General features: G+C 30.6%; 24 protein-coding genes. 19 read left to right on the top strand and 5 right to left on the bottom strand.

Annotation, left to right across the window (positions count from 1 at the left end; translation table 11 throughout):
* Position 1: 1 nt before the first annotated feature.
* Genes FVF61_RS13585 through FVF61_RS13565 form a run of 5 tightly spaced genes read left to right on the top strand, consistent with a single transcriptional unit; the run spans position 2 to position 4,344 of the window.
* Complete coding sequence (locus FVF61_RS13585; protein WP_199757315.1) at positions 2 to 1,771, top strand: nitric oxide reductase activation protein NorD; 1,770 nt, start codon at positions 2 to 4, stop codon at positions 1,769 to 1,771.
* Positions 1,771 to 2,358: a cytochrome c oxidase subunit 3 gene (locus tag FVF61_RS13580; protein WP_148457316.1), complete on the top strand. Its 588-nt coding sequence runs from the start codon at positions 1,771 to 1,773 to the stop codon at positions 2,356 to 2,358. The genes FVF61_RS13585 and FVF61_RS13580 overlap by 1 nt, the downstream gene beginning before the upstream one ends.
* Before the next feature lies 1 nt (position 2,359).
* A complete protein-coding gene (locus FVF61_RS13575) occupies positions 2,360 to 2,596 on the top strand; it encodes a cytochrome C oxidase subunit IV family protein (protein WP_148457315.1) in 237 nt (78 codons plus the stop codon).
* A 1-nt stretch (position 2,597) separates the two neighbouring features.
* Positions 2,598 to 3,029: a c-type cytochrome gene (locus FVF61_RS13570; protein WP_148457314.1), complete on the top strand. Its 432-nt coding sequence runs from the start codon at positions 2,598 to 2,600 to the stop codon at positions 3,027 to 3,029.
* On the top strand, positions 3,019 to 4,344 hold the full coding sequence (locus FVF61_RS13565) for a cbb3-type cytochrome c oxidase subunit I (RefSeq protein ID WP_148457313.1): 1,326 nt from the start codon (positions 3,019 to 3,021) through the stop codon (positions 4,342 to 4,344). Before FVF61_RS13570 ends, FVF61_RS13565 begins: the two co-directional genes overlap by 11 nt.
* Here FVF61_RS13565 and FVF61_RS13560 read toward each other — a convergent pair.
* On the bottom strand, positions 4,333 to 4,815 hold the full coding sequence (locus FVF61_RS13560) for an RrF2 family transcriptional regulator (RefSeq protein WP_233586855.1): 483 nt from the start codon (positions 4,813 to 4,815) through the stop codon (positions 4,333 to 4,335). The two genes, FVF61_RS13565 and FVF61_RS13560, sit on opposite strands and share 12 nt — an antisense overlap.
* 94 nt (positions 4,816 to 4,909) lie before the next feature.
* On the opposite strand from FVF61_RS13560, the gene nadA reads away from it, so the two are divergent.
* Positions 4,910 to 5,869: a quinolinate synthase NadA gene (gene nadA, locus FVF61_RS13555; RefSeq protein ID WP_233586854.1), complete on the top strand. Its 960-nt coding sequence runs from the start codon at positions 4,910 to 4,912 to the stop codon at positions 5,867 to 5,869.
* Between the two features lie 4 nt (positions 5,870 to 5,873).
* Positions 5,874 to 7,421 (top strand): L-aspartate oxidase, encoded by a 1,548-nt coding sequence (gene nadB, locus FVF61_RS13550; RefSeq protein WP_148457312.1) that lies wholly within the window; start codon positions 5,874 to 5,876, stop codon positions 7,419 to 7,421.
* A gap of 4 nt (positions 7,422 to 7,425) precedes the next feature.
* On the opposite strand, the gene FVF61_RS13545 is transcribed toward nadB, so the two are convergent.
* A complete protein-coding gene (locus FVF61_RS13545) occupies positions 7,426 to 7,893 on the bottom strand; it encodes a CBS domain-containing protein (RefSeq protein ID WP_148457310.1) in 468 nt (155 codons plus the stop codon).
* Between the two features lie 114 nt (positions 7,894 to 8,007).
* Between FVF61_RS13545 and FVF61_RS13540 the strand changes: the two genes are divergently transcribed.
* Together FVF61_RS13540 and FVF61_RS13535 are read left to right on the top strand one after the other, a co-directional pair.
* On the top strand, positions 8,008 to 10,305 hold the full coding sequence (locus FVF61_RS13540; protein WP_148457308.1) for a M28 family peptidase: 2,298 nt from the start codon (positions 8,008 to 8,010) through the stop codon (positions 10,303 to 10,305).
* A gap of 81 nt (positions 10,306 to 10,386) precedes the next feature.
* Positions 10,387 to 11,085: a tetratricopeptide repeat protein gene (locus FVF61_RS13535; protein WP_148457306.1), complete on the top strand. Its 699-nt coding sequence runs from the start codon at positions 10,387 to 10,389 to the stop codon at positions 11,083 to 11,085.
* Between the two features lie 69 nt (positions 11,086 to 11,154).
* Here FVF61_RS13535 and FVF61_RS13530 read toward each other — a convergent pair whose 3' ends face one another.
* Together FVF61_RS13530 and FVF61_RS13525 are read right to left on the bottom strand one after the other, a co-directional pair.
* On the bottom strand, positions 11,155 to 13,251 hold the full coding sequence (locus tag FVF61_RS13530; protein WP_148457304.1) for a M13 family metallopeptidase: 2,097 nt from the start codon (positions 13,249 to 13,251) through the stop codon (positions 11,155 to 11,157).
* A 94-nt stretch (positions 13,252 to 13,345) separates the two neighbouring features.
* Positions 13,346 to 13,852, bottom strand: coding sequence for a hypothetical protein (locus FVF61_RS13525; RefSeq protein ID WP_148457302.1), 507 nt, complete (start codon positions 13,850 to 13,852; stop codon positions 13,346 to 13,348).
* Positions 13,853 to 14,009: 157 nt separating this feature from the next.
* Between FVF61_RS13525 and FVF61_RS13520 the strand changes: the two genes are divergently transcribed.
* Positions 14,010 to 14,969, top strand: coding sequence for an NAD-dependent epimerase/dehydratase family protein (locus tag FVF61_RS13520; protein ID WP_148457301.1), 960 nt, complete (start codon positions 14,010 to 14,012; stop codon positions 14,967 to 14,969).
* A 139-nt stretch (positions 14,970 to 15,108) separates the two neighbouring features.
* Positions 15,109 to 15,711: a hypothetical protein gene (locus FVF61_RS13515; RefSeq protein ID WP_148457299.1), complete on the top strand. Its 603-nt coding sequence runs from the start codon at positions 15,109 to 15,111 to the stop codon at positions 15,709 to 15,711.
* Positions 15,712 to 15,751: 40 nt separating this feature from the next.
* On the opposite strand, the gene FVF61_RS13510 is transcribed toward FVF61_RS13515, so the two are convergent.
* Entirely contained in the window at positions 15,752 to 16,996 is a 1,245-nt protein-coding gene (locus FVF61_RS13510; protein WP_148457297.1) for an NAD(P)/FAD-dependent oxidoreductase, read from the bottom strand.
* A 108-nt stretch (positions 16,997 to 17,104) separates the two neighbouring features.
* On the opposite strand from FVF61_RS13510, the gene FVF61_RS13505 reads away from it, so the two are divergent.
* The 8 genes from FVF61_RS13505 to FVF61_RS13470 are packed head-to-tail and all read left to right on the top strand — an operon-like array spanning position 17,105 to position 24,996.
* Entirely contained in the window at positions 17,105 to 18,625 is a 1,521-nt protein-coding gene (locus FVF61_RS13505) for an HAL/PAL/TAL family ammonia-lyase (protein WP_148457295.1), read from the top strand.
* 12 nt (positions 18,626 to 18,637) lie between these two features.
* Positions 18,638 to 19,765 carry a WG repeat-containing protein gene (locus FVF61_RS13500; RefSeq protein WP_148457293.1) on the top strand — a complete coding sequence of 376 codons (1,128 nt, stop codon included), beginning with the start codon at positions 18,638 to 18,640 and terminating at the stop codon, positions 19,763 to 19,765.
* 44 nt (positions 19,766 to 19,809) lie between these two features.
* Positions 19,810 to 20,541, top strand: coding sequence for a 3-oxoacyl-ACP reductase FabG (fabG, locus tag FVF61_RS13495; RefSeq protein ID WP_148457291.1), 732 nt, complete (start codon positions 19,810 to 19,812; stop codon positions 20,539 to 20,541).
* A gap of 13 nt (positions 20,542 to 20,554) precedes the next feature.
* On the top strand, positions 20,555 to 21,772 hold the full coding sequence (locus FVF61_RS13490) for a beta-ketoacyl-[acyl-carrier-protein] synthase family protein (protein ID WP_148457289.1): 1,218 nt from the start codon (positions 20,555 to 20,557) through the stop codon (positions 21,770 to 21,772).
* Positions 21,773 to 21,779: 7 nt separating this feature from the next.
* A complete protein-coding gene (locus FVF61_RS13485; protein ID WP_148457287.1) occupies positions 21,780 to 22,022 on the top strand; it encodes an acyl carrier protein in 243 nt (80 codons plus the stop codon).
* Between the two features lie 20 nt (positions 22,023 to 22,042).
* On the top strand, positions 22,043 to 22,924 hold the full coding sequence (locus FVF61_RS13480; RefSeq protein WP_148457285.1) for an LpxL/LpxP family acyltransferase: 882 nt from the start codon (positions 22,043 to 22,045) through the stop codon (positions 22,922 to 22,924).
* Positions 22,925 to 22,928: 4 nt separating this feature from the next.
* Positions 22,929 to 23,849: a dialkylrecorsinol condensing enzyme DarA gene (locus tag FVF61_RS13475; RefSeq protein WP_148457283.1), complete on the top strand. Its 921-nt coding sequence runs from the start codon at positions 22,929 to 22,931 to the stop codon at positions 23,847 to 23,849.
* Positions 23,850 to 23,862: 13 nt separating this feature from the next.
* Entirely contained in the window at positions 23,863 to 24,996 is a 1,134-nt protein-coding gene (locus FVF61_RS13470) for a beta-ketoacyl-ACP synthase III (RefSeq protein WP_148457281.1), read from the top strand.

Genomic DNA, 24,996 nt, shown 5'->3' with positions numbered 1-24,996 from the left:
CATGTTCGAACCAGATGAATTTATCTATTCTAAAATTGTAAAATTCTTAAAGCGTCGTAAAAAAAACGCTGAAGAAACACTAGAACATGCAGTTAAGTTAGAAGACATCAAACAACGTTTAACTATTTTCTCTAGAGCCATAACTGGTCAAGCAATTGAGATTTTTGAAGCAGAACGTGAAGGTGGATATAAAAATAATAGCTTCTTCTTACCTACTCGATTTGCCGAATTTCAAACCATTGAACAAAATACCAAATTCTATATTTTCAGAATTGTATATCTCTCTGTTCAAAAAAACTTAAACTTAAATTTTAATGCTGAAGACGAATTTACTTTAGAATCTGCTCGCGAAAAAGCCGTTGAAACTTCAACGTTAATTCTAAATGAAATGTTTCAGCAATTCCCAATAACAAAACATATTCATCAAGAACTTGTTTCTCATTATTTCAAATTTGCAACTGAAAAAACACCTGAAGATTTAAGTTTTATTTATGGAAAATGGATGCGTAATGATCCTGATATTTTAAAAAAATCTGTTCTGAATAATATTTCTGAACAGGTAAAAAAAGCTATAGAACACGAAATAAATACCATTTTAAAAGCTAATGCTGTTGAAGAAATTACCTCTTTAGAAATTGATAAAAAACAACAGGAAGATTATGTGATGACACATAATTTTGAAAAAATTGAAACTGCTGAAGAATGGGAAGGTGGCTGGAGAGATTTTGATGGCGACGATGATTTAGACGATCATGCCAATGCTTTGGAAGACCTCAACATGAAACACACAGTTCGTGTAGACGATCCTGTTCACTCCATCTATCAAGCAGAATTTATTGAAAATACTACTATTTCAGAAAGTGCCGAATTAGACACAGAAGCTCCTCATATTGCTTATGACGAATGGGATTATTCAAAACGCGAATACAAGCCTGATTTCTGTAAAGTCTATCCAAAAAATCAAATAGAAACAAATCCTGCTTATTACAAAAAAACACTTCAAACAAACGCTTCTACTTTAGCAGGTTTACGCAAAATGCTGACTTCGGTTAACAATAAATATCAACAACAACGCAGACAAACGCAAGGTGAAGATTTCGATTTAGATGCTATTACAGATTTATATGTAGATATCCATTCTGAACACACACCTTCAGAAAAAATCTATCTTTCAAAACGTAAAAAAGATAAAGACTTATCTATTCTAATCTTATTAGATGTCAGTCTTTCCAGTGATGGTTATGCTGGAGGAAATAAAGTAATTGATGTTGAAAAACAAGTTTCTATAATTTTTGGTGAAATCTTAAATGAATTCAATGTCGATTTCTCAATCGATTGTTTTTATTCAAAAACCAGAAATTACGCGACCTATCTTTCATTAAAAGGATTTGATGATTCTTGGAATAAAGCCAAACACAAAATTGGTGCTATAGAACCTAGTGGTTACACAAGAATTGGAGCAGCTTTACGTCATTCTGGAGCCTTGTTAGATGCACGAGACACCAAAAATAAATGGGTGATTTTAATTTCGGATGGGAAACCAAACGACTACGATAAGTACGAAGGAAAATATGGCATTAACGATGTGAAGCAAGCCCTTCGTGAGTTGAATCAACGCAACATTAATTCTTATGCTTTGGCCATTGAAGCACAAGCTAAATATTATTTACCTCAAATGTTTGGGCAAAATCATTATCAAATATTAACAACTCCTGTAGAATTATTACAATCGTTAGTAAAACTCTACGAAAAAATTAAGCATCAAAGTTAATGTCAACAATTACTCAACAACATCAAACTAAAGATATTTTATATCCACCTGGAGGCATTTTAATGTGGATTATTATTTATCTGGAGTTGCTAACTTTTGGAGCTGTTTTGATTGCTATGGTTTGGTATAGCAAAGACGAACCTGAACTTTTTCACCAATCCAGAATACAATTAAACACCACCTTTGGTGCTATAAATACGTTATTCTTGTTAGTTAGTGGTTACTTTATGGCGCTAACGGTTGGTGCTTTAAAAATTCAAAATATCACCAAATCGAAAATATATTTAAAACTAACAATGGTTGGTGGTTTGCTTTTTTTAGGATTGAAAACGGTTGAATATTTAGATAAGATTGAAGCTGGACTAACCATGGGTTACAACACTTTTTTCTCGTTCTATTGGATGTTAACACTTTTTCATGTCATTCATGTTTTGGTTGGCTTGGTAATTTTGGCTTCTGTTTTAAGAGCAATGATTAAAAAACCTGAAGAACTCATTTTAGAAGATGTGGAAGCCAGTGCTACTTTTTGGCACATGTGCGATCTTATTTGGCTGTTACTATTTCCTGTAATTTATTTAGTTTTTTAGTATGAAACAGAAATCGTTTTTATATGTCTTGTTATTAATTATTGGCTTAACCATAATATCAGCTTTTGTTTCAAATTCACAATTAGAAAGTGCCACAGAAATTATCATGATTTTAGCGGCTTTTAAATTATTATTAGTAGCTTTTTATTTTATGGATTTACGTCATGCTAATGTATTCTGGAAAGTTCTATTAATAGGTGGTTTAACCATTTTTATCAATCTAATCTTGATTATTTAAGATGACAAAAAAAACGACATATAACTTTTTAATCATCACTATTTTAATAACTTTTTTTGCAGTTTTCAATGGGTTCATCTACACATCTAATGAAAATGAAAACCCTGTAAAATTAACCGAACAAGCCATGCATGGACAACGCTTGTGGCAAGAAAATAATTGCTGGTCTTGTCATCAAACCTATGGGTTAGGTGGTTATTTAGGCCCAGATTTAACCAATATATATAGTGCTGAAAACAAAGGTCCCAGTTACATAAAAGCTTTTCTAAATAGTGGAGTAAAAGCCATGCCTAAATTTAATTTTTCGGAAGAAGAAAAGAATGCATTAGTCACTTATTTAAAATTTATAGATAGTACAGGTTATTATCCAAATTATAAGGCAAAATTCAAATCTAACGGTTGGGTAGAATTAGAATATAAAAATGAAAAATAAAGCAGCAATTATATTTTTAATTACAGCACTCTTAGCACTACTGATTGGCGTGTTTTTTGGCTTGATGGCTGCCTTACAATATCTTATCCCAGAATTTTTAAAAGAAATAATTCCGTTTCATAAAATGAGACCCTTTCATGTTACTACAGTTATTACATGGATTGTACTTTCTGCAACAGGTAGTATTTATTTTTATTTAACACAAGTTGAAAAACTTAAGTTATTTTCTAACAAATTAATGAAACTTCATTTAGGTATTTTCCTCATTACAGGTTTGGGCATTTATTTATCTTATATTTTTGGAAAAATGGATGGAAGAGAATATTTGGCTTTTACACACATTTTAACCATTCCTATTTTGTTTGGCTGGTTACTTTTTGGAATTAACTATTTTAAAACCATGCTGAAACAGATTAATAACTGGCCAGTATATTATTGGATGTGGGGAACAGGAATTGTTTTTATGATTATTCATTTAACCGAAGCTCATTTATGGTTGTTCCCATATTTTAGAGAACATGTAATTAAAGATTTAACGGTTCAGTGGAAATCTTATGGTTCTTTTGTTGGTTCTTGGAATATGTTGGTTTATGGAATTTCTATTTATCTGATGTCAAAAATTAAAGGAGACGATTCCATAGGAAGAAATAAACTCTCTTTCTTCTTTTACTTTTTAGGACTTACTAATCTTATGTTTGGATGGGCTCATCATACTTATATTGTTCCAACTTTACCATGGATTCGTTTTGTTGCTTATGGTGTTAGTATGACAGAATGGATTATTCTAGGTTATATGATTTACGAATGGAAGAAAAACTTAAGTCAGACTAAAAAAGAAAGTTATCCATTAACATACAAATTTTTAGTAACAACTGATTTTTGGATCTTTATTAATTTAATTTTAGCCTTGTTATTTTCTATTCCAGCCATAAATTTCTTTACACATGGAACGCATATTACTGTGGCTCATTCTATGGGAACAACTATTGGAATAAACACTACCATTTTACTTGCTTCGCTTCTATTTATAATTTCAAAAATTTCTATATTTACTAAAAAACAGGAAAAAATTATAAAAAGAGGTCTTTGGGGATTTAATATCACACTTTTCTTATTCTTCACTTCTCTATTGATAGCAGGAGCTAGAAGAAGTCATTGGATGTATGCTGGAAATGACACCTCATTTTCAAGCATGCAAGACAGTTTGTTTTGGGTTTATATGGTGTTTTTTGTTTTTGGAATGGCTTTAACTACAAGTATTAGTATCATAGGATTGCCAATTCTAAAAAAATTAATAAACTATTTAAGAATCTGAATCTGGCTTTAGAATATCGAAAGATTTTAATGAAATAAATCTCCCTTTAAGTTGTATTTCTTCTACAAATTCTGCTATGGATTTTCCTTTAAAATCCTGAAACAATTTTTGCTTGAAAGCCGAAACAGTAAAGTGTACAGGACATGGGTTTTCATCTCCACACTTTGATAGCCCTAAAAAACACTGATTAAATTTATCTTTACCGTCAATGACTAAAACTATATCCCAAACAGTAAAATTTTTGTTCGCTTCACTTAAATAAAACCCTCCATATGGTCCTTTGGTTGAAGTTACTAAATTGTTTCTATTTAGCTGCTGAAGTAATTTGGCTAAAAAAGGTTGCGGCACTTCTAATTCTTCTGAAATTATTTTTACGCCTATTTTGTAGTTTTCATCAGAAAACATGCCTAAATAGAAAATAGATCTGATGGCATATTGACAAGCATTTGATAACACAATATTTTTTTTCAAATATAAAAAAAAGATGTTTTTGTTTTATATAAATTAACATTAAGTGGGTTTATGATTTATATCATAATTTATCTCTTATTTAAATAATAATTTTGTGTTTTATAAATTTCGTAAACACCTAAATACGTTGACTTTAAAAGAAAACATACTCCGTTTAAAGAAAGAAAAAAATGCTGTTATTTTAGCGCATTATTATCAAATTCCTGAAATACAAGATGTCGCAGATTATGTAGGAGATAGTTTGGGACTATCTCAAAAAGCAGCAGAAACAGAAGCAGATATGATAGTTTTTGCAGGTGTTCATTTTATGGCTGAAACTGCTAAAATTTTAAATCCATCAAAAACGGTTGTTTTGCCAGATTTAAAAGCTGGTTGTTCTTTGGCTGATTCCTGTCCTCCTGACGCTTTTAAAACTTTCAAAGAACAACATCCTGACCATTTGGTAATTACTTATATTAATTGTTCGGCTGAAATTAAAGCTATGAGTGATATTGTTTGTACCTCATCAAATGCTTTGAAAATTGTTGAATCTGTTCCAAAAGAAATTCCTATTATTTTTGCTCCAGATAAAAACTTAGGGCATTACATCAGTAAAATTTCTGGTCGCGATTTAGTGCTTTGGGATGGTGCTTGTATTGTACATGAAGCTTTTTCTATCGACAAACTTTTAAATCTATACAAAGAAAATCCAGATTCAAAAATTATTGCACATCCAGAATCTGAAGCTCATATTCTTAATGCTGCAAATTATATTGGTTCCACAGCTGGAATGATTAATTATGTAAAAAAACATCCACAGGAAAAATTTATTGTAGCAACTGAAGCTGGCATTCTTCATAAAATGCAACAAGAGGTACCAAATACACTCTTAATTCCTGCTCCTGCAGAAGAAGATAATACTTGTGCTTGTAGCGAATGTGCCTTTATGAAAGTAAATACCCTTCAAAAATTATATGATTGTTTATTGAATGAATCTCCTCAAATTGACGTTCCAGAAGCGATTAGAAAGCAAGCTCTAATTCCTATTGAACGCATGCTGGAACTTTCAAAATAAATACATGAAAACCCACTTGTTTATTATTGGTTCTGGTGTTGCAGGTTTAACTTTAGCTGTAAAATTTGCAGAAAGATTTCCGAAGAAAAAAATCACGATTGTTACCAAAGGAGATGCAGACGAATCTAATACCAAATACGCTCAAGGTGGTGTAGCTGTTGTTTTAGATGAGAAAACAGATTCGTTTCAAAAACATATTGAAGACACCTTAATTGCTGGTGATGGTTTGTGTGATAAGGCTGTTGTGGATATGGTCATTACCGAAGGTCCAAAACGCTTAAAAGAGCTTATGGTTTGGGGAGCTCAATTTGATGTTGACAAAACTGGAAATCTCGATTTAGGAAAAGAAGGTGGACACAGTCAATATCGTGTAGTGCATCATAAAGATATTACTGGTTACGAAATTGAAAGAGCTTTGTTGTCTAGAGTGCATCAGTTGGAAAACATTTCTCTTTTACCTCATCATTTTGCTATAGATTTAATTACCGAACATCAACTTAAACAAGTATCTAAAAACATAACTTGTTATGGTGCTTATGTATTGAATCAGAAAAATGGAGAGATTCTAACAATTCAAGCAGAAAGTACAGTTTTAGCTGCAGGTGGCATTGGTCGTGTGTATGGCCATACAACAAATCCAACAATTGCCACAGGAGATGGTATTGCCATGGCTTACAGAGCGAAAGCACGAATTAAGGATATGGAATTTGTTCAGTTTCATCCAACAGCATTATATTCCAATCAAGAAGGTTCAGCATTTTTAATTTCGGAAGCTGTTAGAGGTTTTGGTGCTTATTTACGAACCAAAAATGGAAATAGATTTATGCTAACTTATGATGATAGAGCCGAATTAGCTTCCAGAGATATTGTCTCCCAATGCATTGATAACGAATTAAAAAAATCTGGTGAATCTTGTGTATATTTAGATTGTACACATCTGGATTTAGAAGCTTTTAAATGCCATTTCCCAAATATTTATCAAACTTGTCTAGAAAATAATATTGACATTTCTAAAAATTGGATTCCAGTCGTTCCAGCCTCTCATTATTTGTGTGGTGGAATTGAGGTTGATGCACAAGGAAAAACATCAATTACTAATTTATTTGCTTGTGGTGAATGTACTAGAACTGGACTTCATGGCGCAAACAGATTGGCTTCAAACTCCTTATTGGAAGCATTGGTTTATGCACATAATATTTACAAATATCATTGTGGAAATTCTATGATATATAAGGAACAAATTATTCCAAGTTGGAATGATGATGGTACAAATATTCCAAAAGAACATATTGTAATCAAACACAACTTAAAGGAATTACAATCTTTAATGCGAGATTATGTTGGAATTGTTAGAAGTAACTATCGCTTAAATAAAGCGATTACACATTTAGATGTTATTTATAAAGAAGTTGAAGAACTTTACAGAGTCTCAAAAATTAGCACAACCCTTTGTGAGTTGCGAAATATGATAAATGTAGCTCACTTAATTATCGGACAGTCTTTAAATAGAAAAGAAAATAAAGGTGGCTATTATAACATTGATAATTTATAGATAATTATTTCCAATTATGTCCTTTAAGTTCCATAGCAGCTTTTAATATGTCTTTTTGGCTTATTTGACCTATTAATTTTCCTTCTTCAACAATAGGAAAACGTCTTCTTTTAGAGTCTAAAAACTTGTTGGCAGCATCAAAAACATTCATATTCGCATCAATGGTTTCAACATCTTTAATCATGCGCTTTTCAACATTATCGTTTTCCATTGGCATGTTATAATATCTGCTTTCGCTAATTTGTTTTAAGCAATCTCCTTCAGAAATGATACCAACTAATTCATTCTTATCATTCACTACTGGACCACCTGATATTTTATTTTTAATTAGAGTTTCTATAACTTCTTCAACAGACTGTTCTGGTTTAAAAGTTATAAGATCTGTACACATAATATCACTTACTTTAAAGGGTATCTCTTCAGTATTGTTTTGTTGTTGCTTTCTAGCTCCTTGAAAACTTTTTATTGCCATGATTAATCAAATTATATTAACTCTAAATATAATTATTATTAATGAGTTTTCCTAACAAGCAAATAGCTAAGAATATTTTCTTATTTTTATAAAACTAACCAACTTCTTCCTGTCATGTTAAAAAAAGTAATTTCTATTGTACTTATTGTAATAGCTATTTATTGGAGTTTTTCAGCATTAATGCCAACTAACATTTCATCTATTGATGCTCCTGATAATACATTTTCTACACAAAGAGCCTTAGTTCATTTAAAAGAAATTTCTAAAAACCCACATTATGTTGGAAGTCTTGAGCATGAAACAGTTAAAAATTACATTATAAAAGCTTTAGAAAATTTAGGTTTAAAAACTGAAGTTCAAGAAGATTATATTTTAACAGATTGGGGAACTATAACTAAACCTAAAAACATACTTGCCAGAATTAAAGGGTCTGATAACACGAAAGCGCTTATGCTACTTTCTCATTACGACAGTAAATCTCATGCTTCTTTTGGGGCTAGTGATGCTGGATCTGGTGTTGTAACCATTCTTGAAGGATTAAGAGCCTATTTACATGAAAACAAAGTTCCAAAAAATGATATTATTGTTCTAATTTCTGATGCAGAAGAATTAGGCCTTAATGGAGCATCGCTCTTTGTAAATAAGCATCCTTGGGCTAAAGATGTTGGTTTAGTTTTAAATTTTGAAGCTCGTGGATCTGGTGGTCCAAGCTACATGCTTATGGAAACTAATGGTGGAAATCATAAATTAATTTCTGGATTTATGGAAGCTAATCCAGAATATCCTGTTGCAAATTCTTTAGCTTATAGTGTTTATAAAAAATTACCAAATGATACCGATTTAACTCGCTTTAGAGAAGTAGGAAACATTGATGGATTCAACTTTGCTTTTATAGATGATCATTTTGACTATCACACATCTTTAGATAATTACGAAAGACTTGATAGAAACACTTTAGAACATCAAGGTAGTTATTTAATGTCTTTGCTAAATTATTTTGCAGATGCAAACCTTAACAATTTAAAAAGTGATACAGACGATATCTATTTTAATGTACCTCTTTTTAAAACCGTTAGTTATCCTTTTTCATGGGTTTTACCAATGTTAATACTAGCCATTTTGCTCTTTATTGCATTGGTTTTTTACGGCATAAATAAAAGAACTTTAAACTCCAAACATATAGCTATTGGTTTTTTACCAGGAATTGCTGCATTACTAATTAATGGAGCTATTGGCTACTTTGGATGGCAAGTTTTAACTGCCATTTACCCTCAATATAAAGAAATGCTTCATGGATTTACCTATAATGGTTATACCTACATTTTAGCATTTAGCTTACTTTCTGCTGCTATTTGTATGTGGCTTTACAATAAGGTATATAAGCCTGAAAACACTGCAAGTTTGGTAGTTCCTCCATTGTTTTTATGGATTGTTATTTGTGGTGTTGTAGCATTCCAACTTAAAGGTGCAAGTTTCTTTATAATTCCAATTTACTTCGGACTTATCAGTTTGTTTGTTTTAGTTAGACAGAAACATCCAAGTTTAATTTTAATGACCATCTTATTATTCCCAGCTTTACTAATCTTGTCTCCTTTTGTAAAAATGTTTCCAGTTGGTTTAGGTTTAAAAACCATTTTAGCTACAACTTTATTAGTGTCATTAATTTTCTCTTTTTGTATTGGAGTTTTTGGCTTTTTTAGGCATAAAAACAGATGGTCTTATGTTTTATTTATTATAGCTATTTGTTGCTTTGTTTCGGCTCATTTAAATTCTGGTTTTAATGATGAAAATCCAAAACCAAATAGTTTAGTTTATTATTTAGATACAGATAAAAACGAAGCTGTCTGGGCAACATACGACAACATATTAGATCCTTGGACTGAAGCTTATCTCTCTAATGAACCAGATTCAAGCCATGATATTAAAAAAACAACCTTTGGAAGTAAATATAATACAGGTTTTACATATAGTAAAAAAGCTAATATTAAACCTATAAAACATCCATATATAGACATCCAAAAAGATACCATTATTGGAGAAAACAGATTCTTTAAAATATTTATTTCACCTCAAAGGCAAGTAAATAGAATGGATCTATATGCAGATTCTACAAGTGTGTTTAATGCATTTAATATTAATGGTCTAGAAATTGCAAAAGACCAAAATGGTCAAGTATTCTCTGAAAGAGTATTTAATAGATTGTTCGAATACTATGTTGTAGATGATGAATTTTTAGAACTAGAATTTAGTGTTCCTAAAAACCAAAAAACCACTTTACAGTTTTATGACATGTCTTTTAATTTATTAGACAACTCTTTGTTTAGAGTTCCTGAAAGACCTAAAAATATGATTCCAAAACCTTTTGTGATTAATGATGCCGTTATGGTTAAAAAAACCATAGTTTTAGAATAGTGCTATTAAATTAGTATTGTTTTAAGTATATAAATATATAATTTTTATAGTTTTGGCACATCTTAAAAAATTAGAAAAATTATGAAACAATTTATATTGATAATTGTCATGGTATTAGGGTTTAATTCTTATGCTCAAACCAATCAAGAATTACTTAAACATTACGAAGCATATTATAAGCAAATGAAATCTCAAGCAGATATTCAAGGCATTATTAATGGGCTTACACATTTAAATGTGCTTTCTCCTTCAACTGCTAGACAAGACACTCTTGCTTATATTTATATGAATGAAGGTAAATTTGTTCAAGCAATTAATACTGTTGGTGTTGAAGTAAACAGCTCTGACTCTAATATTGCTGTTGAAGTAAAAGCTGTTTCACTTAAAGGATTAAGTCAACCAAAATTAGCTATTCCACAGTTTGAAGAATTATTTAAACGAACACAAAATGTAACTCTTTCATACGAATTAGCAGAATTATATTTACAAACTCAAAATATAGCTGAAGCATCTAAAAATGTAGAATATGGAATTCTACATGCTGAAGACAATATGAAAAAAACATATTATGAATCTCAGCAACCTTATCAAGTTCCGCTTAAAGCAGCATTTCTATATTTAAAAGGACTTATAGTTTTTAATGAAAATAAAGAAACTAATATTGACATAGCTGTCTCATACCTAGAACAAGCACTAACTATGGCTCCTAATTTCAATTTAGCTTATGTTAGTAGAACTGCTTTATTAGGGCAAAAACCTCAACCAAAAACAAAGGAATAACTAACTATATATTATAATAAGAAAGCCAGCATTTATTGCTGGCTTTTTGTTTTTATCTATCTATTTAGATTACCATATTTTAACACGATTTTCTGGTGCTATATACATGTTATCTCCTTCTTTAATTTGAAACACTTCATAAAAAGCATCTACATTTTGTAATGGCATGACTGCTCTATACATTCCAGGAGAATGAGTATCTGTTTTAATTTGATTTCTTAAAGCGTCGTCTGTATATTTAGTTCTCCAAATTGTTGCCCAACTCATAAAGAAACGCTCTTCTGGAGTAAACCCATCAATATTTTCAGGTCTGCCATTTTCAGCATAATATAATTGTAACCCATCATAAGCTGCGTTAATTCCTCCTAAATCTCCAATGTTTTCACCAAGAGTAAAATCACCATTTAATTTAACATCTGAAAAAGCGTTAACACTGCTATATTGATCAGAAAGTTGTTTTCCTAAAGCAGTAAATTTCTCTAAATCTTCTTCAGTCCACCAGTTGTTTAAGTTTCCATTTGCATCATAACGTGACCCAGAATCATCAAAACAATGTGAAATTTCATGACCAATTACGGCTCCTATTCCACCATAGTTTACAGCTTCGTCTGCTTGATAATTATAAAATGGTGGTTGTAAAATAGCTGCTGGAAATACAATTTCATTATTAGACGAACTAAAATATGCATTTACCACTTGTGGTGCCATAAACCATTCGCTTTTGTCTACTAGATTTCCTAATTTATCTAAATCTTTATTAAAACTCCATTTAGACACATTTTTTAAGTTAACAAAATAAGAACCACCTTCTTCAACTCCTTTAACTTCAAGAGCAGAATAATCTTTCCATTTGTCTGGATAAGCTATTTTAATGGTCATTTTTTGAAGTTTCTCAATAGCTTTTTCCTTAGTTTCAGGTGTCATCCATTCTAAATCCTGGATTCTGCTTTCAAAAGCAATCATGATGTTTTTTATCATTTTTTCTGCCTTCTCTTTTGCTTCTGGTGGAAACATTTTATCTACATATAACTTTCCTAAAGCTTCACCTACAGTTCCATTTAAAGTATTTAATGCATTTTCATCTCTAGGTCTTTGTTCTTTAGACCCTCTTAAATCTCTACTATAAAACTCCCAATTTGCAGTTTCCATTTCGGTAGTAAGTTTACCAGCTGCACCTCTTACTAGCGTCCAGTTTAAGTAATCTTTCCAAACATCAACATTATTTTCTTTTAATAAAACATCTAATGTTTTAAAATATCCTGGATCTGAAACTATAACAGTGTCTATAGACTCAATTCCGATTCCTTTAAAGTAAGCATCCCAATTTACAGAAGATGTCATTTTATTTAAATCTTCTATAGATTTTGGATTGAATCTTTTCCTTGCATCTCTTCTATCTTCTTTTGTCATTGTAGATTCTGCCATTCTAGTTTCAAATTCTAAAATCTGATCTGCTTTTATTTTAGAAGATTCTTCTGTTTCTCCAATATATTGAAGCATTCTAGCAATATGAGCACGATATTTTTCTCTCTTTTCTTTGGTGTCTTCATCTTGATCTACATAATAATCTCTGCTTAAACCTAAAGAGCCATTTCCTAAATAACCAACGTTTAAATCGCTATTTTTTGGGTGAGAGCCAACTCCAAAACCATAAAAACCAGCTCCTCCTTGAGGCTCCATTTCTATTAAATAAGTTTGTAAATCTTCAAGGTTATTAATGTTATTAATTTTATCTAAATAAGGTTTAATTGGATCAATTCCTTGATTGTCTCTAGAAATTGTGTCCATAATAGTTTGGAAAAGTTTCACGGCTTTTTCTTGATCTGAGCCAGGTAGCACTTCAATTTTTTCAAAATCTTTATTATCTGCCATAGCAGCACTTAATATAGCTAAAGCGTCTTCATCTGTTTTTTGACGAAGTTCATCAAAACTTCCCCATCTAGTTCTATCAGCAGGAATTTCGTTTGTTTTTAACCATGTTCCATTAACATAATTAAAAAAGTCATCGTTTGGCTTTACAGAATTATCCATAAAATCTAAATTGATTCCTGGAACCTTTTCAACTTCAAGTTGTGCCATGTCTTTGTTTTGGTCGTTTTTACAAGCATTTAAGCTCACAAAAGCTAAAGCACTAAATAGCGATAGCCTCATAAAATTTTTGTTCATAGGGACTGGATTGAATTTTAAAAGGCGAAAATTACTAGTAATTAATTATTTAGAAAGATACATTAACAAAATCTTAATATTTTACTACTATAAACTATGGCTTCTTTATTTTTTGAGAGTCTCTTTCAATCTTTTTATTCATTTGAAAGTTTAAATTTGAAAAAGAGACAAGTACTTCTTTTACAGAATTTATTAAAGTTTCTGTTGTAGAATTAGAAAGATTTACGACACTTTCTAGCTTATACATTTTTGTTTCTAAAGTAATAAGCCTCGACATTATAGCAGGAGAATTTAGTTTCTCTGGTATGTTTTGTCTTAGTTCAATAATTAAGGCTTCTAATATCTCCTGATTTCCTTTAAAATAAGACAAGTCACCTTGTTTTAAATTTACTATAACACGTTCTAATTCTGTATATTTTTCCCAGTTTCTTGTGATTTTTTTAACTTTTGTGTCTAAAACATAATCTGTATAATTAAGTTTTTGAAGAGTTTTTTTAGAAATTGAAATGGTTGCATTATCTTCTGTTTGTAGAGAATTATCTGTATTCTCTTTACAAGAGAACAAACATACTATTAGCAAGACATTTAGAATTAATTTCATGTGATATTGATAAAGATTAGCAAATATATAGATTTCGGTTTTTTATATCCTATTGTTTAGCACATGTTTAATATTTAACTAACATTTTTAAGTTAATTTTATAAAACAACTGTAAAAAACTTGTTATTTTTGAAGACATTAATACTTACTCTAAAAAATGACTCCAAAAATATTAATAATTGGTGCAAGTGGTCAAATTGGATCAGAATTAACTCAAAAATTAAGAAGCATCCATGGTGCAGAAAATGTTATTGCAAGTGACATTAGTTATAACAATGTAGAATTAGTTAATTCTGGTATTTTTGAAAGAGTAGATGCGCAAGATTATACTTCAGTTAAAATTTGCATCGAAAAATACCAAATAAATACCATTTATTTAATGGCTGCTATGTTAAGCGCTACAGGAGAGAAATTTCCAAGAAAAGCATGGGATTTAAATATGGATTCTTTGTTTCATGTATTAAATTTAGCAAAAGAAGGCTTTATAAAAAAAGTGTTTTGGCCTTCAAGTATTGCTGTTTTTGGACCCACGACACCTAAAGAAAATACGCCTCAATATACTATTATGGAACCATCTACAGTTTATGGTATTACTAAACAAGTGGGCGAACGTTGGTGCGAGTATTACCACAAGCAATATGGGGTAGATGTTAGAAGTTTACGTTATCCAGGAATAATAAGCTGGAAAACAATGCCTGGAGGAGGAACTACAGATTATGCCGTAGAAATTTACCACAAAGCCATTGCAGAAAAAAAATACGAATGTTTTCTATCTGAAGAAACAGAACTTCCAATGATGTTTATGGACGATGCTATAAAAGCAACTATAGATATTATGGACGCCAAAAAAGACGATGTGAAAATTAAATCTTCTTATAATCTATCAGCTGTTAGCTTTACACCAAGAGAAATTGCTGAATCCATTCAAAAACACATTCCAGAGTTTACTATTTCATATAATCCTGATTTCAGACAAAAAATAGCAGATTCTTGGCCAAAAAGTATAGACGACTCAAGAGCTCGTGATGACTGGAACTGGAAACACGCTTTTTCATTAGATGATATAACTAATGAAATGTTAACAAACCTAAAAGCCAAAGCAGAACAAACAGTTTAATCTATTACATTTTAACTTTCCTTATTTTAAATAATAATTACTGTAATTATATTTATTTGTTAAAAATACGTTGTTTATCGTATGTTCCATTTAATAAAGATGCTTTATATTAGCTTCAAAATCAATTAACCTTATTATCATGAATAAATTATTATTATTTACTTTATTATTTTCAACTTCTTTAATGTTTTCTCAAAAAGATAATGTTACCAAAGGAAATTGGAACAATTTAAAAGGCATCTCTGAGTATACTCTTGTTTTTGACTATTCTGATTTAGAAATTCCAAAATACGATTCTGAAGAAGAATTTTTAGAAGACAAAATGGCTAAAAGAGATGAAAAAGAGCCAGGAACTGGAGAAAAATTCAAAGAATCTTGGTTTTCTGATAGAGAAAATTATTATGAGCCAAGATTTATTGAAACTTTTAATGATAGATATAAAGATGGTCTAGTAAAAGTAGATAGTGACTTAGGAAGTGCTGAATATACTATGAAAATCCACACAACGTTTATGTATCCTGGATACAATGTAGGTGTTGTTAGACACAATTCTAAAATTGAAACCACTATATCAGTTTATAAGAATGATAGTCCTGATACTATTATTTTCTCTGTAGACTACACCAAAGTTGAAGGTGCAGGTAATGCTGGATACGATTTTAATTCAGGTCAACGAATTGCAGATGCTTATATTATACTTGCAAGAGCTTTAGTAAAAGATATGTACAAAAACAATAAATAAAATTTAGTGTTGAATTAATAAAAAAAGCGAATAAAAAATTCTATTCGCTTTTTTCTGTTTCCATATTAATTAAATGCGCAAGTGTTCTAACTATTCTGTCGTGCTTTTTAACAAACGGATTAGTTTCATCCCAAACATATCCAGCTAAAACAGCACAAATTTGTTTTTTTACTTCTGGATTTTCAGGTCTGTGAAAAAATAAAGTTTGTAAATTTCCTGTGTACCATTCTTTTACATAGGTTGCAAAAACATCTACACCATATTTAATGTAATTAGTATAGTCCTCTTCCCATTCAACTGTTTCACCTTGCAATTCTTTGGTTATTAATTTTGCAGCTTTTAAAGCAGATTCTGTGGCAAAAGTTACACCAGACGAAAAAACAGGATCTAAAAATTCGGCAGAATTTCCCGTTAAAACAAACCCTTTCCCATAAAACTGTTTGACAGCTTTCGAATAGTTTCTAATGCTTTTAGGCTCGAATAATAAAGGTGCATCTTTAAATCTTTCATAATAATAATCAGATGTTTTAAGCATCTTTTGAAGACGCTCTGAAGTTGTTCCTTCAAAAGAGTCTATAAATTCATTTTTACCTACAAATCCTAAACTAGTATTACCATTTGAAAAAGGTATGACCCAAAACCAAGTATCTTTATCCAACACATCAAAAGTAATAAGAGTTCCTTCTTCTCCTTTTGGTCTATTTATATCTTTTACATGCCCAAAAATGGATGAATGTTCAGGTATTGATGATGGCTTTTCTAAATCTAATAAACGTGGTAACACACGACCATAACCACTTGAGTCAACTATAAACTTTGCTTTAATTTTATAGCCTTCTCCCTCTGTATCTTTTATTAATGTTGTAGAAGTTCCATCTGTAGCAAAAGAAACATCCACCACTTCATGCTTGAAAGAAACATCTACCCCTTTTTTAATAATATCGTTAACTAAAATATGATCAAAATCAGCACGTGGTACTTGCCAGGTCCAATTCCAACCTTCAGTATGTTTTTTACTAAAATCGAAATTACAAACAATATCCTCTCGCAAAAAACGTGCGCCTCTTTTTATTTCAAAATTTGCTTCTTTTAAGCAATCTAACAAACCAACTTCCTCAAAATGATCCATACATCTAGGCAATAAACTCTCGCCAATTACAAATCTAGGAAATACACTTTTTTCAACAACTTTAATATTAAAACCTTTATTATTTAAATAAGCTGCTGCAACACAGCCAGATGGTCCTGCTCCTATTATTAAAACATCAACATGTATATCACTCATGGTCTTTGTAGTATTAATTCATTTATTATTATAAATTTGCAGTCCAAAATAACTACTTTAGTTTTAGTTAATAAAAATAAATTAAAAAAATAACAGAATAAAATATAGATGCTAACATTTAACGGAAAATTAGAAATAGAAGATTTTTATAAAGTTATTTTTGAAAACTCTAAAATACAAGTCAGCAATCAAGTTTTAGAGACTGTTGAAAAGAGTTTTATTTTTTTAAAAAAATTTTCTGAAGATAAAGTAATCTATGGTGTTAACACGGGTTTTGGACCCATGGCACAATACAAAATAAAAGATTCTGAACGTATTCAACTTCAATATAATTTAATAAGAAGTCATGCTTCTGGTACTGGAGAGCCTATTGCTCCAATGTATGTTAAAGCAGCTATGCTTGCCAGATTAAACACTTTATCACTAGGTAATTCTGGAGTTCATGTTTCTGTAATTAAATTAATGGCAGAGCTTATTAATAGAAACATCACTCCACTTATTTATCAACATGGTGGTGTTGGAGCTAGTGGTGATTTAGTACAATTAGCCCATTTAGCATTAGTATTAATTGGTGAAGGTGAAGTATTCTATAAAGGTGAAAGAAAAAACACAGAAGACGTTTTCAAAATAGAAAAATTACAACCAATTTCTGTTGAATTACGTGAAGGTTTAGCCTTAATGAATGGCACTTCTGTAATGACTGGAATTGGTATTGTTAATGTAATATACACAAGAAGGTTATTAGACTGGATGATTTCTTCATCAGCTGCAATAAATGAAATTGTTAAAGCTTATGATGACCATTTATCATTCGAATTAAATCATTCTAAAAAGCATATTGGGCAACGTAAAATTGCAGAAGCTATGCGTGAACATTTAAAGGATAGTACTTTAACTAGGAAGAGAGAACATCATTTATATTCTAAAAATGATGATGTTTCAATTTTCGAAGATAAGGTTCAGGAATATTATTCTTTACGCTGTGTTCCACAAATTTTAGGCCCTGTTTTAGATACTTTAAACAATGTTGAAAACATTTTAATTGAAGAAGTGAATTCTGCAAATGACAACCCTATTGTTAATGTAGAACAAGAACACGTTTACCATGGTGGAAATTTTCATGGAGATTATGTCTCTTTAGAAATGGATAAACTAAAAATTGTTGTTGCTAAATTAAGCATGCTTTCCGAAAGACAGCTTAACTATCTACTTAACGCTAGGTTAAACGATATGCTTCCTCCTTTTGTTAATCTTGGAAAATTAGGTTTAAATTTTGGTATGCAAGGAGTTCAATTTACAGCTACATCAACAACTGCTGAAAACCAAATGCTTTCTAACCCAATGTATGTGCATAGTATTCCAAACAATAACGATAATCAAGATATTGTAAGCATGGGTACAAATGCAGCGTTAATTACTAAAAAAGTTATTGAAAATGCATTCGAAGTAATGGCTATTGAAATGATTACTATTGTCCAAGCAATAGAATATTTAAATGTAAAAGAAAAAGTCTCTTCAAAAACTAAAAAGATGTACGATGATATTAGAAATATAGTTCCTATCTTTACAAAAGATGTCATTATGTACCCTTATGTAAATAAGGTTAAGGACTTTATTTTGAATTATTAAAAGCTATTAATCATGAAATTAAAAATTTTATTAATTATGTGCTTAACCTTAAGTTTTTCTGGTTTTGCACAAGAACTTGCGCTTGCTAATCAAGGTGGGAAATATGGTTATATTACAAAATCTGGTGACTGGCAAATTAACCCTCAATTTGAAGTAGCGAAAAACTTTTCAGAAGATTTAGCTGAAGCTTCAAACGATGGTAAAACTTGGGGATTTATTAATCGTAAAGGAGAATGGGTAATTGAGCCTTCATTCGAAAAAACAAAAGAATTTAATTCAGGTATTGCCGTTGTACTAAAAGATAAAGAATGGATTTATATCAATCCGAAAGGAGAACGTGCTTTAACTAATGTTTTAACAGATAAGTTATACGATTTCAAAGATGGTTATGCTATTGTTAGAAGTGGAGACAATGTTGGCTTTATTAATAATAAAGGAGAAGTTGTTGTAACCCCTAAATTCGCCAAAGCATTCGATTTTGAAAATGGTTATTCAAAAGTATTAGAAAATGGAAAATGGGGTTTAATAGATCCTTCTGGAAACTATTTAGTAAAAACGGAATATGATGGTGTTAGTAATTACTATAATGGAAATGTAGTTGCTCAACTTGGAGATAACTATGGTTTAATTATTAATAACGAATTTAAAATAGTTTCTGGAGCAGAAGAAATTTGGGATTTTTCAAATAATTCTGAAATCACTTACGCCAAAAAAGATGGCAAAATGGGATTCATTAACAATAAAGGCGAATGGATAATTGAACCAACTTACGAAAAAGCTCGTGCTTTTATTAATGGATTAGCTCCTGTCATGAAAGATAAAACTTGGGGATACATTAATACAAATGGAGAAGTTGTTATCATGTTTCAGTATAAAGATGCTGAAATTTTTAGCGAAGACGGTTTAGCTCCTGTTAAATCATCAAAAAATTGGGGATTTATAAACACTAAAGGACAATTAGTTATCGAAGAAAAATATGATATTACAGCAGGTGGATTTTCAATATTTCAAAAAAACAACCCTAAAGGATTTTTAAATGGTCTTGCTAGAGTAAAAGATAATAAATCTTGGGTATATATAAATACAAAAGGAGAAGTTTTAAAAAATATGGAATTTGATAATTTAGAACTATTCAATTAAATTAGTTTACTCCTCAAAACTAACTAAGAAAAACTAAACTTATTATGAAATGTGCTTTAATTACTGGTGGATCTAGAGGGATTGGCAAAGCTATTTGTGTCCAATTAGCTAAAGATTCAGACTATCATATATTAATAAATTATAACAGTAACAAATCTGCTGCTTTAGAAACTTTAAAGGAAGTTGAAGCAGAAGGAAATACTGGTGAAATTATACAATTTAATGTAACTGATGCAAATCAAGTAAAGACAACTTTAGATACTTGGCAAGAAAAAAATAAAGATGCTATTATAGAAATTATTGTTAACAATGCAGGAATTACTAAAGATGGCTTATTTATGTGGATGCCACAAAATGATTGGCAAGATGTCATAAATACTTCATTAAATGGGTTTTATAATGTAACAAACCATTTAATTCAAAAAATGTTGCGTAACAGATTTGGTCGCATTATAAATGTAGCTTCAGTTTCTGGAGTAAAAGGAACAGCTGGACAAACCAATTATTCGGCTGCGAAAGGAGCATTAGTTGCTGCAACAAAAGCATTGGCACAAGAAGTAGCAAAAAGAAAAATTACAGTAAATGCTGTAGCTCCAGGTTTCATAAAATCAGATATGACTTCAGAATTAAATGAAAGTGAATTGAAAAACCTAATTCCCGTTAATAGATTTGGAGAGCCTGAAGAGGTCGCTTTTGCTGTTTCATTTTTAGCTTCTAAAAAAGCGTCGTACATTACAGGTGAAGTTATTAATATAAATGGAGGAATTTATTCGTAAATTATTTTAAAGAATGAAGAGAGTTGTGATAACAGGAATGGGAATTTATTCTTGTATTGGAGAAAATTTAAATGAAGTAAAAGAATCGCTATACAAAGGGAAATCTGGAATAGTATTAGATACAGACAGAATTGAATTTGGTTATAGATCTCCATTAACTGGAATGGTTAAAGCTCCTAATTTAAAAGAATCGCTTTCAAGAAGACAACGAATTAGTTTAGGTGAAGAAGGTGAATATGCTTATGTAGCTACTCTCGAAGCTCTTAAAAACGCAAACATGTCTCAAGATTTTCTTGATCAAAATGAAATTGGTATAATCTATGGGAATGATAGTACTGCAAAAGCCGTTATTGATTCCAATGATATTATTAGAGAGAAAAAAGACACAACACTTGTAGGTTCTGGAGCTATTTTTAGAGGTATGAACTCTTCAGTTACTATGAACCTTTCGACAATCTTCAAATTAAAAGGTGTTAACTTTACCATTAGTGCTGCTTGTGCTAGTGGCTCCCATTCAATTGGAATGGCTTTTCAATTAATAAAAAGTGGCCTCCAGGATTGTATTATTTGTGGTGGAGCTCAAGAAATTAATAAACTAGCTATGGGAAGTTTTGATGGGTTAGGCGTGTTTTCTATAAACACTGAAAATCCTGAACAATCTTCTCGACCATTCGATAAAAATAGAGATGGTTTAGTGCCAAGTGGTGGAGCAGCTACTCTAATTTTAGAAACTTATGAATCTGCTATAAAAAGAGGCGCAACCATTCTTGGTGAAGTAATAGGTTATGGATTTTCTTCAAATGGCGATCATATTTCAACACCAAATGTTGATGGTCCTGCAAGAGCCATGAAAATGGCCATAAATCAAGCAGGAATTAATCCATCAGATATTCAATATGTAAATGCTCATGCAACCTCAACTCCAGTTGGTGATGCTAACGAGGCAAAAGCTATTTTTGAAGTGTTTGGAGAAAATGGACCTTGCGTTAGCTCAACAAAATCTATGACAGGACATGAATGTTGGATGGCAGGAGCAAGCGAAGTATTATATTCTGTACTCATGATGCAAAATAATTTTATAGCACCAAACATAAACTTAGAAGAACCCGATGAGGCTGCTGCAAAATTAAATTTAGTCAACAAAACGTTAGATAAAAAATTTGATGTATTTTTGTCCAATTCTTTTGGATTTGGAGGAACAAATTCAGCCTTAATAATTAAAAAAATATAGCGTTGCAATGAATAAAGAGGTTATTATTGAAAAAATAAACGACTTTCTTATCGATGAATTTGAAGTTGAAAGTGAAGATATTTCACCAGATGCTAACTTGAAAGAAACTCTTGAATTAGATAGTTTAGATTTTGTTGACCTTGTTGTTGCTGTAGAATCTAATTTTGGCGTTAAATTAGTTGGGGAAGATTTTATCAATGTAAAATCATTAAGTGACTTCTACACACTTATCGAAAATAAACTAGTCTAAAAGACTAGACTTCATAATATATGGCTGCAGAATGGCAAGGTAAATCCAGAGGAACCGTTCTAGGATACAAAATCTTCGTGTTTTTTATGAAGAAAGTAGGAATAGGTGCAGCGTATTTTGTTTTATATTTTGTAGCTACATACTTTTGTTTCTTTTCAAAAGATAGTACAAAATCTATTTATTACTACCTAAGATACAGACTAAAATATTCTAAAACTAAAAGCTTTATTAGCGTTTTTAAAAGCTATTATATTTTTGGTCAAACTATTTTAGATAAGATTGCTATTTCATCAAATCTTAGTCATAAGTTTACATACGAATCTGATGGTGTTCATTTTATAAATGAAACCTTAAAAGAAAAAAAAGGAGGAATTTTAATAAGTGCTCATGTTGGTAATTTTGAAATTTCTGAATATTTTTTTGGGATACTTGAAGAAAACACCTCTATTAGCTTACTAACAACAGATATTGAACATACTGCTATAAAAGAATATTTAGATAGTGTTAGGAAAAAATCTAATATTAAATTAATTTTAATAAAGGACGATTTATCCCATATCTTTGAAGTAAATGCTGCTTTAGCTAGAAATGAAATAGTTTGCATTACAGGAGATCGTTATATAAAAGGAGCTAAATTTCTAACTGAAAAACTTATGGGTGAAGAAGCAAAATTTCCTGCTGGACCCTTCTTATTAGCTTCAAGACTTAATGTTCCTGTATTATTTGTGTATGTAATGAAAGAAACAAAAAAACATTACCATTTATATGCAAGAAAGTCTCAAGCTAAACATAGAGACGCACAGGGTTTATTAAAAGAATATACAGAAAGTGTAAGTTGGATGCTGAAAAAATATCCATTGCAATGGTTTAATTATTTCGACTTTTGGAATGTAATGAAATAATAAAATGAAAGAAGTACTTGTTATACATTATTCACAATCTGGTCAATTAACAGAAATAGTAAATAATATTGTTTCACCCATTAATTCTAACGAAACAAAACTAACATTTCTTAATATTGAAATGGTAAATCCATTTCCATTTCCTTGGAATAAAACAGAATTTTTTGGCGTTTTTCCAGAAACATTTCTACAATTGCCTAAAAAAACTAAACCAATTCCTGAAGCTATACTAAATAAAAAATTCGATTTAATTATTTTAGGATATTCTGTTTGGTATTTAACTCCATCATTACCAACAACTTCATTTTTAAACTCTCCTAGCGCTAAAAAAATATTTGCAAACACACCTGTAATAACAGTTATTGGTTGTAGAAATATGTGGATTATGGCTCAGGAAAAAATGAAGAAAAAACTTCAGGAACTTCAAGCTAATTTAGTTGGAAATGTTGTTTTGGCAGATAGACACATCAACCATATAAGTGTAATAACCATTGCACAATGGATGTTTTCTGGCAAAAAAGAACGTTTCTTAGGAATCTTCCCAAAACCAGGAGTCTCCCAAAAAGATATAGACGAATCTGTTAAATTTGGTCATGTTATAAAAAATCATATTATAAATAATAATTATACTACCTTACAAAACGAACTTTTAAACAATGAAGCTGTAAAAATCAATCCTTTTTTAATAACAGTAGATAAACGTGCAAACATTTTATTTTCTAAATGGGCGCATTTAATTGTTTCTAAAGGGCATAAAAATGAATCAAAACGGCAATTATTCGTTAAAATGTTTAATTATTATCTTTTATTTGCCATTTGGATTATTGCTCCTATAGTATTTATCTTATTTTTGTTGACTTATTTACCTCTTTATGGTAAAATAAAAAAGGATAAGATTTATTACTCATCTGTTGCATTAAAATAGAAGGTATTTAAAAATGAAGGAAGTTTATATTACTAAAATATCAAAGTTTTTACCAAATCGTCCCATTAGCAATGACGAAATGGAAGAGAAATTGGGAATGATAGATGGAAAATCTTCTAAAGGAAGACGTATTGTTTTAAGAAACAATCAAATAAAAACCAGATATTATGCTATTGATGATAATGGAAATATTACCCATAACAATGCTCAATTAACAAAAGAAGCTGTAGAAAAGCTTTACGATAATCGCTTAAAACCAAATGATATTGAACTATTATCGTGTGGTACCTCTAGTCCGGACCAAATATTGCCTTCACATGCAGCCATGGTTCATGGATTTTTAAAAAATGGAAATACTGAAATAAATTCACCTTCTGGCGCTTGCTGCTCAGGCATGAATGCTTTAAAATATGGATTTTTAGCCGTAAAGTCTGGACAAACAAAAAATGCTGTATGTACAGGTTCCGAACGTACATCTTCTTGGATGATGTCAGACACATTTGAAGAAGAATTAAAACATCTAAATACACTTGAAGAAAACCCAATACTAGCTTTTAATAAAGACTTTTTGCGCTGGATGCTTTCAGATGGTGCAGGAGCTTTTTTATTGGAAAACGAACCTAATGGAGAACTTCCTTTAAAAATTGAATGGATGGAAGGTTTTTCTTATGCTCATGAACTAGATGCCTGTATGTATGCAGGAGCAGACAAACTTGAGAGTGGATTTTTAAAACCTTGGAGCGAATATCCTTCAGATCAATGGAGTAAAAAATCATTATTCGCAATGAAACAGGATGTTAAGCTTTTAGGCGAAAATATTCTTGTAAAGGGAGTAGATAGTCTAAAAAAGGCTATTGAAAAACATGGTTTGAAACCAGATGATATAGATTATTATTTACCTCATATTTCTTCATATTATTTTAAAGAAAAATTATATGAAGAAATGGTAAAACAAGGAGTTGAAATTCCATGGAAAAACTGGTTTATGAATTTAAGTAAAGTAGGAAATGTGGGCGCAGCTTCTATTTATATTATGCTAGATGAATTGGTTTCTTCAGGGAAATTAAAAAAAGGAGATAACATTTTACTTTCTGTTCCAGAAAGCGCTCGTTTTGCTTATGCTTATGCATTATTAACCGTTTGTTAA

It is taken from the genome of Xanthomarina maritima, from assembly GCF_008084905.1.
GTDB lineage: Bacteria > Bacteroidota > Bacteroidia > Flavobacteriales > Flavobacteriaceae > Xanthomarina > Xanthomarina maritima.
The sequence above is the reverse complement of the archived record's forward strand: the minus strand, read 5'-3'. Positions and strand labels throughout refer to the sequence as shown.